This is a genomic window from Kitasatospora albolonga, from assembly GCF_039535905.1.
In the GTDB taxonomy this organism is placed as follows: domain Bacteria; phylum Actinomycetota; class Actinomycetes; order Streptomycetales; family Streptomycetaceae; genus Kitasatospora; species Kitasatospora albolonga.
In genome coordinates, this window is sequence record NZ_BAAAYB010000154.1 from 16,604 (window position 1) to 28,830 (window position 12,227).

At 71.4% G+C, this 12,227-nt stretch carries 9 protein-coding genes and 1 pseudogene; all 10 read left to right on the forward strand.

Annotation, left to right across the window (positions count from 1 at the left end; all coding sequences use genetic code 11):
- Positions 1–977: 977 nt before the first annotated feature.
- A pseudogene (locus ABD946_RS43340) lies at positions 978–2,969 on the forward strand (RHS repeat protein); the annotation flags it as partial.
- Between the two features lie 754 nt (positions 2,970–3,723).
- The gene (locus ABD946_RS39730; RefSeq protein WP_486334150.1) at positions 3,724–4,347 is read left to right on the forward strand and encodes a polymorphic toxin-type HINT domain-containing protein; all 624 of its coding nucleotides are present in this window, start codon (positions 3,724–3,726) and stop codon (positions 4,345–4,347) included.
- A complete protein-coding gene (locus ABD946_RS39735; RefSeq protein WP_345290581.1) occupies positions 4,347–5,063 on the forward strand; it encodes a hypothetical protein in 717 nt (238 codons plus the stop codon). The genes ABD946_RS39730 and ABD946_RS39735 overlap by 1 nt, the downstream gene beginning before the upstream one ends.
- A 114-nt stretch (positions 5,064–5,177) precedes the next feature.
- Positions 5,178–5,570, forward strand: a complete 393-nt coding sequence (locus ABD946_RS39740) for a hypothetical protein (protein ID WP_345290582.1) — start codon at positions 5,178–5,180, stop codon at positions 5,568–5,570.
- Positions 5,571–5,846: 276 nt separating this feature from the next.
- Positions 5,847–7,169, forward strand: a complete 1,323-nt coding sequence (locus tag ABD946_RS39745) for an efflux RND transporter periplasmic adaptor subunit (protein ID WP_345290583.1) — start codon at positions 5,847–5,849, stop codon at positions 7,167–7,169.
- 17 nt (positions 7,170–7,186) lie between these two features.
- Positions 7,187–7,924, forward strand: a complete 738-nt coding sequence (locus tag ABD946_RS39750; protein WP_345290584.1) for an ABC transporter ATP-binding protein — start codon at positions 7,187–7,189, stop codon at positions 7,922–7,924.
- Positions 7,921–9,120, forward strand: a complete 1,200-nt coding sequence (locus tag ABD946_RS39755) for an ABC transporter permease (RefSeq protein WP_345290585.1) — start codon at positions 7,921–7,923, stop codon at positions 9,118–9,120. The genes ABD946_RS39750 and ABD946_RS39755 overlap by 4 nt, the downstream gene beginning before the upstream one ends.
- A 7-nt stretch (positions 9,121–9,127) precedes the next feature.
- Positions 9,128–9,817: a hypothetical protein gene (locus tag ABD946_RS39760; RefSeq protein WP_345290586.1), complete on the forward strand. Its 690-nt coding sequence runs from the start codon at positions 9,128–9,130 to the stop codon at positions 9,815–9,817.
- Positions 9,818–9,950: 133 nt separating this feature from the next.
- A complete protein-coding gene (locus ABD946_RS39765; RefSeq protein WP_345290587.1) occupies positions 9,951–10,715 on the forward strand; it encodes a response regulator transcription factor in 765 nt (254 codons plus the stop codon).
- A gap of 17 nt (positions 10,716–10,732) precedes the next feature.
- A complete protein-coding gene (locus tag ABD946_RS39770; protein WP_345290588.1) occupies positions 10,733–12,181 on the forward strand; it encodes a sensor histidine kinase in 1,449 nt (482 codons plus the stop codon).
- The last annotated feature ends 46 nt before the right edge of the window (positions 12,182–12,227 follow it).

A 12,227-nucleotide genomic window follows, 5' to 3' on the forward strand; every position in this document is an offset into this window, starting at 1 on the left:
TCACCGCCAGCCACGGCCGGGGCGGCGGCCTGCCGCCGCTGACCGCGCAGATGCTGCGCGGCGGCTCGGCCCGGGACCGCGCGCTGCGCAGTGACGGCGGCTGGCAGACCACCTCCAAGACCGCGACCTTCGACCCCGTCTACGGCATGCCGGTCAGCGTGGTCGACAAGGCCGACGGCCTGTCCGACATCTGCACCACCACCACCTACGCCCGCAACACGGCGGCCTGGATGGTCGACCGGGTGGCCGAGACCGTCCAGATCCAGGGCGGCTGCACCACCCCGACCGAGGCCAACACCCTCGGCCGCAACCGCACCTTCTACGACGGCCAGTCGCACGGCGTGCTGACCGGCCCCGGCCTGGTCACCGGCACCGAGGAACTGGACCGCTTCGAGGGCGGCCAGCCCAAGTACTCGACCGCCTCCACGGTCGGCTACGACGCCTACGGACGGGTCGTCACCAGCACGGACCCGGCCGGTGCCACCACCACGACCGCCTACACCCCGGCCGGGCCCGCCCTGCCTGACACCGTGAAGGTCACCAACGCCAAGGGCTGGGCGACCACCTCGACCTTCCACCCGACCCGGGAGACCGCGGTCAAGACCGTCGATCACAACGGCCGGACCAGCGAGCAGACCCTGGACGCCCTCGGCCGGGTCACCGCGACCTGGCAGCCGGGGCGGGCCAAGGCCACCCAGAGCGCGAACACGGTGCTCGAGTACCAGCTCCGCAACACCGGCACCAGCTCGGTCACCACCAAGACCCTGCGGGCGGACCAGTCCTACCGGGTCGGGATCGAGATCCTGGACGCGTTCGGCCAGACCGTCCAGCAGCAGAGCGACACCGCGAACGGCTCGGCCGGACGCCTCGTCAGCGACACCTTCTACGACACCCTCGGGCGTCCGAAGAAGACCAACAAGGCGTACGGCAACACCGCTTCGGGCCCGACCACCACCCGGTTCGTCGCCGACGACAACATGGTGCCCGGCCAGAGCGCGGTGTTCTACGACGGCCAGGGCCGCCCGGTCACCCAGACCTTCTCCTCGAAGGCGATCGAGCAGTGGCGCGGCACCACGTCCTACCCGGGCGTGGAACGCACCGACACCACCCCGCCCAAGGGGGACATCGCGACCAGCGTCATCACCGACGCCCGCGGCCGCTCGGTCGAGAGGCGCCAGTACAAGACCGGCGCGCCCAACGGCGAGTACGACGCCACCCGGTACGGCTACGACACCGAAGGCAAGCTGACCCAGGTCAACGACGCCGCAGGCAACGCCTGGACGTACGGCTACGACCTGCACGGCCGGCAGACCAGGGCGGAGGACCCGGACAAGGGCACCACCACCACGACGTACGACGCGGCCGACCGGCCGGTGGCCACCACGGACGCCCGAGGGGTCACCACCTACGTCAGCTACGACATCCTGGGCCGCCCGACCTCCCGCAACCTCGGCGCGGTGGACGGCACCAAGCTGGCCACGTACGACTACGACACCCTGCTCCCGGGCCTGCCCACCGCCAGCACCAGCTGGGTCAACGGCAAGGGCTTCCGGCAGGAGGTCACCGGTTACGACACGCTCTACAACCCGCTCGGCAGCAAGCTCACCGTCCCGGACGGCGAGGGCGCGCTGTCCGGCACCTACACGGCCAGCACCCAGTACGACGCGGTGACCGGCCTGCCCCGCCGGACCACCCTGCCCGCGGCAGGTGGCCTCCCCTCCGAGCGGCTCTCGGTCGGACGGAACGTCAACGGCCTTCCGGTGTCCATGGGTTCGGACAGCGTCGACTACGTCAACTTCACCGACTACGACGAGTTCGGCCGGGTCCAGCGGACCACCTTCGGTGACGTGCCCAAGCAGGTCGCCTTCACCTCCAGCTACGACCCGGCCACCGACCGGGTGCTCCAGACCCAGCTGCAGAAGCAGGACGCGGCGAACCCGGTCGACATCACCGACTACACCTACACCGAGGCCGGCGACGTCACCTCGGTCAGCACCCAGCAGGGCGCCGTCCGTGACACCCAGTGCTTCACGTACGACCACCTGCGCCGACTGACCCAGGCCTGGACCGACACCGGCACCACCACCAGCAAGCCCGGCCCGTCCGTGCCCGGCATCGGCGGCTGCACCAACGCGGCGCCGCAGACCGGCAAGATCGGCGGACCGGCTCCGTACCGGCAGTCCTTCAGCTACGACGTGACGGGCAACCGCACCTCGTTCACCGACCACGACCCGGCCGGTGACCCGCTCAAGGACACCACCACCACCCTCAGCTACCCGGCGCCCGGCCAGCCGAAGCCGCACGCCCCGACCAGCACCACCACGAAGACCGGCAACGGACCCACCGTCACCACCGGCTTCACGTACGACCAGACCGGCAACACCCTCACCAAGCCCGACGCCGCCGGCAACACCCAGACGATGACCTGGACCCCGGACGGCAACCTGGAGAGCGCCAAGACCGGTACGGGAACGTCCACCTACGTCTACGACACGGAGGGCAACCGCCTGCTGCGCCGCGACCCGGGCAGCACCACGCTCTACCTGGGCAGCACCGAGCTGACCCTGAACACCATCGGCAACACGGTCAGCGGCACCCGCTACTACAGCACCGCCGGCGGCCCGACCATCGTCCGCAGCTCGGACGGCCGGCTCGCCTACACCGCCGCCGACCACCACAACACCGGCACCACCTCGGTCGACGCGGCCACCCTCCAGGTGCAGCGCCGGGCCACCAAGCCGTTCGGCGAGGAGCGCGGCGCCCAGCCGACGCCCGGCAGTTGGCTCGGCGAGAAGGGCTTCGTCGGCGGCGCCCAGGACAAGGCCACCGGCCTCACCCACCTCGGCGCCCGCGAGTACGACCCCCGGCTCGGGACCTTCCTGTCGGTCGACCCGGTCATCGACCCGTCCGACCCGCAGCAGCTCCAGGGCTACCTGTACGCCAACAACAGCCCGCTCACCTTCACCGACCCCGACGGCCTGTTCTGGGGCAGCCTCAAGAAGGCCGTCAGCAAGGCCGTCAACACCGTCAAGGACAACTACAAGGCCATCTCCAACATCGGCCACACCGTCCTCGACGTGGCCGGCATGATCCCGGTGATCGGCGAGATCGCCGACGTCGCCAACGGCGTCTGGTACGCCGCGGAGGGCGACTGGAAGAACGCCGCGATGTCCTTCGCGGCCGTCGTCCCGGTGGTCGGCAGCGCCGTCACCGGAGCCCGGGTCGCGGCCAAGGCCGCCAAGTACGTCTCCAAGGCGACCAGCCGCACCAGCAAGGCGACTTCCGCCGCCCGCCGCGGCACCAGCTGGAGCGCGAAGGCCGGCCCGCCGCCGGGCAAGACCAAGGCGAGCGGCGCCAAGTCGGGCTCCTCGGGCGGCAAGTCCGGTGGCAGTAAGGCGAGTGGCAGCAAGGCGAGTGGCGGCAAGTCCGGTTCCAGCGGCAAGGGTTCGTCCGGTGCCGGCGGTCGCTCCGCCAACTCGGGCAGCCGCCAGGCCCCGGGGTGCAAGAACAACAGCTTCACCCCGGACACCGAGGTCCTGATGGCCGACGGCACCCGCAAGCCGATCGACCAGGTGACCAACGGCGACCAGGTGCTCGCGTCCGACCCGGCCACCGGCCGGATCGAGGCCAAGGACGTCACCGCCGTCATCACCGGCGAGGGCGACAAGAACCTGGTCGAGATCACCGTGCTCCCGGCCGGGGCCGCGGAACAGCCCGCAGCCGCTGCCCCCCCAGGTCGTCACGGCGACCGACAAGCACCCCTTCTGGCTCCCCGAGCAGAAGACCTGGACCGAGGCCGAGCAGCTCCAGCCCGGTCAGTGGCTGGAGACCTCCTCCGGCACCAAGGTTCAGATCGGCAGCATCCGCCGCTTCACCCAGCAGCAGCGTGTTCGGAACCTCACGGTCAGTGACCTGCACACGTACTATGTGCTGGCGGGTGACAGTCCGCTTCTCGTTCACAACTGCAACGTCGGGCTCGGGTACCAGAAGGCGAAGGCCAAGGAGTGGGCCAACAACGAGGGCCTCACCCACTTCATGGACCTGCGCTTCATCGACACCTGGAGCACCGAGGTGAAGAAGGCCATCGACAACCCCAACACGACGATCCACGTGTTCACGGAGCAGTTCGAAGGAGGCTTCGAGGGGATGGCGACCCGGGGCCTCGCGGGCGGATCGGGTGTTCACGCGACCGCGCAGGAGATGTCCTGGCTCGCTCGGGCCGTGATCGGTGAGCGGCGGTCCTGGGATTCGATCCAGTTCTACGACAAGAGTGGAAAGATCGACGTGCCCGAGCCCCTGTGGCACGAAAGCAAGTGGTACACCGCCTGGACCCTGGAGTGGGCCTGATGACGAACCAGGTGAATCCTCCGGGATCGTCCGCGGAGGATCTCCGTCTCCGCCACTACCCGGATCTTGTGCAGAGCGGAGGGCTTCGGCCGGCGATCCTCGTGGTCGCGGGTGCGCACCGGACCGAGCCGGGAGTCCTCGCGGAGGGCCCGATGCCGTCGGCCTCCCAGTGGAGCGTGGCGGAGTTCGCGTCACCACGGGGAGCCATGCGGGTCAACCTCGGCCATGGCGTCCGCAGGTTCGCCGTCACCCTGGACGGCCACGGGCATGTCTGGGCGAGCGGTAGCACGTCCGACCTGTCCGAGGTGGTCGAGGTGCTGGTGTCGTGGCAGCACGGGGTCAAGCTGAGGGAACTCGCAGCGAGGTTCCCCTTCATGGAGTTCGACCGGCTGAGCCAGGCCTACGAGGACGGCAACGTCGTCGAGGTGCAGTGGGACATCGTCATCGGCGACGACGATTTCCTCCTGTACCGGGAACTGCTTCTGGCCCTGCGGGAGAATGCCGGGCTGCGCGAGTTCTTCCCGTACTTCTCGCACTGGACCTTGAGACTGTCGAAGGACCAGGCGGACGCGGGGGCGGCGGAGATCCTGATCCAGCGGGCTGCCGAGGGGGAGGGCTTCGTCCTCTGGTCGTCATCGGCGCTCGACCACAAGCGCGAGTTCCACGGCGTGGGTGAGGTGCTGCGCGCGGCCGCGTCCCTGGCCGACGAACTGTAGAAACCGCCGAGGGACGCTCGGGCGAGCCGCCACCGACATTCGTGTCGGTGGCGGCTCGCGTCGAGGCGTCGGAAGGGTTCCACATCGGTTGGCTCGAGCGGAGGAGAGGAAGCCGTGCTTCAGCAGGTTCCCGTGGTGCTCGACGACTACCGGGACATCGAGGGGTTCGACCCGGAGGGTTTCCCGGAGGCCGGGAACTTCGAGGTCGAGCTGTTCGACGACCCTGAGGTCGACGGCCTCTCGCTCCGATTCGTGGACCGCCTGCTGGGCGTCGGTGTGGCGTTTCCCTGGTGGGACCGGTTGGAGGAGTGGAGTGAGGCTGATGTTCCTACTGGAACGATCAGTGAACCCTTCGCCGATCTGGAGCAGGGGTGGCGAATTCTGATCTGGGAGCACCAGGGGTTCGTCTTCGTCATGGAAGGTGACGACGGCGTCTTCCACACCTGGATTCGGATTCCCGTGGCGGTCTGGTCCGCGGCATGGCGATCCCGGCTGGGCCGTCCCTGACGTTCCGCCGAAGCCGGGTCTGCGCGAAGTTCCCGCGTCGTCGTCCGCCTCTTCCCGGGCGCGGGCATCCGCGTCACCACCGGCGGGCCACCAGGCGGGCCGGGACCATGAGTGTTCTGGGCGGAGCCTGGGAGGCGGCTGGGAGTGCGGCGGGGTGCCACCAGGGGAGCGGGAGGTGGGGGCGTGTAGGAGGTGGGGAGCCCTTGGTGAATCTCCCAGTCAGTTCCCAGGCAGGCCACAGGGGTTGGAAAGCGCCGGGGGGCAGGGTGGTGTGCCATGAAGGTGCTTCCTCGGCGGCGGGCCGCCGTCCTTGTGAACTCCGCGCTCGTGGTGGCCCTCGCGGCCGGAGGCGCGGTGGCGTACACGACCGTGGGCAGTGACAGCGGGGTGGCGGCGAGCAAGCCGCAGACCCGTACGGCCACCGTCACCAAGGGGACGGTGCTGGCCACCGTGTCCGGATCGGGCACCCTGTCGTCGCCCAGTGACGCGGGCCAGGACTTCGTCACCGGCGGGAAGGTGACGGCCGTGAAGGTGGCCGTCGGTGACGTGGTGAAGAAGGGCGACGTGCTGGCCACGGTGGCGACCACCGACGCCCAGCAGCAGGTGGACGCGGCCCAGCGCGCGCTCACCACCGCCAACGCCAACCTCACCAAGGCGGAGGCGGGCCAGAAGGTGACCACCACCACGCCGGGCAAGACCGACGAGCGCGGTCAGCAGTCCCAGCCGACCACCACGACCACCACGACGGTGGACGACGCCCAGGTGGCCCAGGCCGAGCAGCAGGTGGAGACGGCGCAGACCCAACTGACCAATGCCAAGGCCGCGTTGGTCGGTACCACGCTGACCGCCTCGACCGACGGCACGGTGGCCTCGGTGGCCGGCAAGGTCGGCGACACCGTCTCCGGCACGGGCGGCAGCGGCGGCAGCTCCGGCAGCGGCAGCAGCGGCACCAAGAGCACCGGGACGGGCACCAGCACCAGCAGCTCGCTCAGCGGGTTCGTGGTGCTGACCAACCCGGCCGGCATGCGGGTCACCGCGAACTTCTCCGAGCTGGACTCGCTCAAGGTGCGGAAGGACGCGGCCGCCACCGTCACGCTGAACGCGCAGTCCGACACCAAGCTCAACGCCAAGGTGCTGAGCGTGAGTTCGCTGCCGAACGGCAGCAGCGGGACCGGCCAGGGCAGCAGCGCGGTGCAGTACGCGGCCGTGCTGGAGATCACCGGCGACACCAGCAAGCTGCGCACCGGCCTCAGCGCCACCATCTCGGTGGTCACCGGTGAGGCGCAGAACGCCCTCTCGGTGCCGAGCGCCGCGCTCTCCGGCACCGGCTCGTCCCGGACCGCGACGGTGGTGAAGGACGACGGTTCGACCGAGCGGGTCCAGGTCACCGTCGGCGTCGAGGGCGACTCCACCGTGCAGGTGACGGAGGGTCTGACCGAGGGCGAGAAGGTGCAGTTGGTGAGCACCACGGTCAGCGGCGGCAACGGCTTCCCGAGCGGCCAGTTCCCCGGACTCGGTGGCGGTGGCGGTGGCGGTGGCGGCGCCGCAGGTGGCTTCGGCGGTGGCACCCGCAACGGCGGTACGGGCGGCGGGCGTTGATCGTGGCAGGCCGGAGCGTGACGGCCCGTCCGGTGATCCAGCTCCGGAACGTGGTGAAGCGGTACGGCAGCGGCGACGCCACGGTGTACGCGCTGCGCGGCCCGGACGGCCCCGACGGGCAGCCGCTCGGGGTGAGCCTGGACATCGCGGAGGGCGACTTCGTCGCGGTGATGGGCAGTTCGGGCTCCGGCAAGTCGACCCTGATGAACATCCTGGGCTGCCTGGACGTGCCCACGTCCGGTCGCTACCTGCTGGACGGCACCGACGTGGGCCACCTGGACGAGGGCCAGCTCTCGCTGGTGCGCAACCGCCGGATCGGCTTCGTCTTCCAGTCCTTCAACCTGGTGCCGCGCACCACCGCGCTGGCCCAGGTGGAGCTTCCGCTGGCCTACGCGGGGGTGCGCAAGGCGGAGCGCCGCAGCCGCGCGCTGGCCGCGCTGGAGCGGGTCGGTCTGGCCGACCGGGCCGGGCACAAGCCGAACGAGCTCTCCGGCGGTCAGCAGCAACGCGTCGCGGTGGCACGGGCGTTGGTGACGGCCCCGGCCATGCTGCTGGCCGACGAGCCGACCGGGAACCTGGACAGCCGCTCCACCGAGGAGGTGCTCGGCATCATCGAGGGCCTCAACCGGGCCGGCCGCACGGTGGTGCTGATCACCCACGAGGACGAGGTGGCGGCCCGGGCCGGCCGGGTGATCCGGCTGGTGGACGGGGCGGTCGTCTCGGACGTCCGGCAGCACGAGGAGGTGGCGGTGTGATCGTCTGGCAGATGGTGCGGTTCGCGTTCGGCGGGCTGGCGGCCAACAAGGTGCGCTCGGCGCTCACCATGCTCGGGGTGCTGATCGGCGTCGCGGCGGTGATCCTGCTGCTCGCGGTGGGCAACGGCTCCTCGGTCGCCGTGAAGAACTCGATCACGGCGCTGGGCACCAACTCGCTGACCGTGAGCGCCTCCAACCTGCGCGGCTCCACCACGGCGGCCAAGCCGCTCACGGTGAACGACGCCAAGGCGATCGCCCAGGACGGGGCGGCCTCGGTGAAGTCGGTCGCCCCGGTGGTGACCACCTCGGCCGCCGCGAGCTACGGGGACGTCTCGCACACCCCCGGTTCGGTGGTCGGGACCTACCCGGCGTACTTCGAGACCGCCAACCAGAAGGTGGAGAAGGGCGACTACTTCTCCAACGACGACGTGCTCAACTCCCGCAAGGTGGTGGTGATCGGCTCCACCACGGCCAGCCAGCTGTTCGCGCAGGAGGACCCGGTCGGCAAGCGGATCGTGATCGGCGGGACCCCGTTCACGGTGACCGGGGTGCTGAAGACCAAGGGCGCCAGCGGCTTCAACGACCCGGACGACGTGGTGATCGCCCCGCTGCCCACCGTGCAGAACGCCTTCACCGGCTTCGGTTCGGTCAACCAGATCCTGGTGCAGGCGAGTTCGGCCGAGAGCACCACCGAGGCGCAGGCCGAGGTGAGCCGGGTGCTGCTGGCCTCGCACGCCATCGCGGACCCGTCGAAGGCCGACTTCCGGATCTCCAACCAGGCCTCGCTGCTGACCGCCCGGGAGTCCACCACCAAGACCTTCACCGTGCTGCTCGGCGCGGTGGCCGCGATCTCGCTGCTGGTCGGCGGGATCGGGATCACCAACATCATGCTGGTGACCGTCACCGAGCGGACCAGGGAGATCGGCATCCGCAAGGCGCTCGGCGCGCCCCGGGCGGCCATCCTCGGACAGTTCCTCACCGAGTCCACCCTGCTCTCGGTGCTGGGCGCCGGGCTCGGCGTGGTGGCCGGACTGGTCGGTGCCCGCTTCACCATCGTCGGGATCACGCCCGTGGTGATCCCCGAGTCGGTGCTCGGCGCCTTCGGCATCGCGGTCGCGATCGGGTTGTTCTTCGGCAGCTACCCCGCCAACCGGGCCGCCGGGCTGCGCCCGATCGAAGCCCTCCGACACGAATAGGAATCCGATGAGCACTCCACAGAACGGCCCGGCGCAGGAGACCGACCCGCTGGCCTCCCCGCCGGACGCCCGCGACATCGCGGCCGAGCTGGCCGCCCCGCCCCGGCGCAAGCTGCCCTGGCCGACCCTGGTGCTGGCCGCCGCGGTGGTGGCCACCCTGGGCTTCGTCGGCGGGGTCCAGTACCAGAAGGGCGAGGGCGGCGGCGGCAACAGCGCCCAGGGCCCGCGGGCCGGGGCGAACCAGGGCCAGTTCCCGGGCGGGTACGGCGGCGCCAACCGGCGGGCCGGCGGCCAGAACGGTCAGAACGGACAGAACGGGCAGGGCCTGCCCAACGGCCAGGGCCTCCCCAACGGCCAGGGCGGTTTCACCCGCGGCACCGTCAAGCAGGTGGACGGCAACACCGTCTACCTCACCGACGCCAACGGGAACACCGTGAAGGTCACCACCACCGACGCCACCAAGGTGCAGCTCGCCAAGCAGGGCAAGGCCTCCGACCTGACCCCCGGTCAGTCGGTGACCGTGGTCGGCACCCCGGACGGCTCCGGCGGCTACGCCGCCACCCAGCTCACCGAGGGCGCGGCCGGAGGTTTCCCGGGCGGCTTCGGCGGTGGCCGCGCGGGTGGGCAGACCGCTGGCCAGACCGGTGGGCAGACGGGTGGACAGACCGGGGCCCAGCCGGGTCAGGGCACTCCCTGACGGGCCGGGGACGGCCCCCGGAGCGGGGATGGGACGAAGCTCATCCCCGCTTCATGGAACGCGCGTAGCCTCGCCGGGCTATCGTCCTTCGGAGGACAACCGGGGGACAGGCAGACCGGGAGGCGGATCTACGGTGCAAGGGACAGCGACCAGGACGACGGGCCAGCCGGCCGGCACGACCGGCGGCGAGGCGTACCTGCTGGTGGTGGACGACGAGCCGAACATCCGCGAGCTGCTCTCCGCCTCGCTCCGGTTCTCCGGGTTCCGGGTGGAGTCGGCGGCCAGCGGCGAGGAGGCACTGGCCGCGATCGCGGCCGAGCGCCCCGATCTGGTGGTGCTCGACGTGATGCTGCCGGACCTGGACGGGTTCACGGTGGTGGAGCGGCTGCGCGAGCAGGCGCAGTGGCCGCAGCCGGCCGACCACGTGCCGGTGCTGCTGCTGACCGCCAAGGACGGCACCACCGACAAGGTGCACGGTCTGGCGGCGGGGGCCGACGACTACGTCACCAAGCCCTTCAGCCTGGAGGAGCTGATCGCCCGGATCCGGGCGATCCTGCGCCGGGCCGGCGGTCCGACCGAGGACGGCCGGCTGACGGTCGCCGACCTGACGCTGGATCCGACCGCGCACGAGGTGACCCGGGGCGGGGAGGCCGTCGGCCTCTCCCCCACCGAGTTCAAGCTGCTGCACTACCTGATGGCCAACGTGGGCCGGGTGGTCTCCAAGGCGCAGATCCTGGACCACGTCTGGGCCTACGACTTCGGCGGCGACCTCTCCATCGTCGAGTCGTACATCTCCTACCTGCGCCGCAAGCTCGACGCCGGCCCGTCGGTGCACGGCCCCAAGCTGATCCACACCGTCCGCGGCATCGGCTACGCCCTGCGCAGGCCCCCGCAGTAGCCGGAGCCGGACCCGCCGTGTTCTCGAAGACCTCGCTCCGCACCCGTCTGCTGGTGCTCGTCCTGCTGCTGGCCGCCGCCGGACTGGCCGTCAGCGACGTCGTCGTGCTCGGCACCGTCCGGGGCAACCTGGTGGGCCGGGCCGACGACCAGCTGAAGCGCTTCGGCGAGCAGGTCTCCCGCCGGCCGCCGGACAAGGTGCTGGACGGCGGCCGCCCGCTGAACGAGCGCCGGGTCGCCCTGGCGCTGCCCAGCCAGTACGTGCTCCGCTACCTGGAGGCGGACGGGCGGGTGCAGTCCGAGAACCGGGTGCCGATGGGGGAGGAGACCAACGGTCCCCGGGTGAACGGCCTCGGCCCGGAGGTGGGGCGGGCCTTCGACGCGCCCGCCCAGCGCGGACACGGCAGTTGGCGGGTGCTGGTGCTGCCGATCGGCAAGAACGCCCTGGCCGCCGCCACCACCCCGGCCGCCGAGACCCCCCGCTACGTGATGGTCTCCATGTCGCTGGACGACGTGGAGGACACCGTCGACCGCCTGCAGGCGGCCTTCCTGGCGATCGGCGCGGTGGTGCTGGTCGCCCTCGCCGGGGTCGGCACCTTCGCGGTCCGGGCCGGGCTGAAGCCGCTCAGCCGGATCGAGCAGGACGCCGAGCTGATCGCCGAGGGCGGGCTCTCGCACCGGATGGCCCAGCCCCCGGGGCGGACCGAGGCGGCCCGGCTGACCGCCGCGCTCAACAGCATGCTCGCCCAGCTGGAGTCCGCCTCGGCCGCCCGGGCCCGCTCCGAGGCGCGGATGCGCCGCTTCGTGGCGGACGCCTCGCACGAGCTGCGCACCCCGCTGGCCGGCATCCGCGGCTTCGCCGAGCTGCACCGGATGGGCGCGCTGCAGGACGTGGACCGGGCGATGGACCGGATCGAGTCGGAGGCCGTCCGGCTGGGCACCCTGGTCGAGGACCTGCTCACGCTGGCCCGGCTGGACGAGGAGCGCCCGCTCGACCTGGCGCCGATGGACCTGCGCACCCTGGCGGCCGACGCCCTGCACGACCTGACCGCGCTGGACCCGGGCCGCCCGGTCACCCTGACCGGCCCGGGCGGCGGCGCCGTCCCGCGCCCCGCCCCGGTGCTCGGGGACGAGGCCAGGCTGCGCCAGGTGATCACCAACCTGGTCGGCAACGCGGCCAAGCACACCCCTTCGGGCACCCCGGTGCGGATCGGCGTGGGCCGGACGGAGGACGGCTGCGTGCTCGAAGTGGCGGACGCCGGACCGGGCATGACCACCGATCAGGCCGAGCGGATCTTCGACCGCTTCTACCGGGTGGACGCCTCCCGGACCCGGCAGGAGGGCGGGGGAGCCGGGCTGGGCCTGGCCATCGCCTTCGCGCTCACCCAGGCCCACCGCGGCGAGCTGACCGTCAGCTCGGCCCCCGGTGAGGGCGCGGTCTTCCGCCTCTGCCTGCCCGCCGTCTGACCCTTCCTCAGCCCGGTCCGCCGGTGTGACGGCGACCACGCACCCC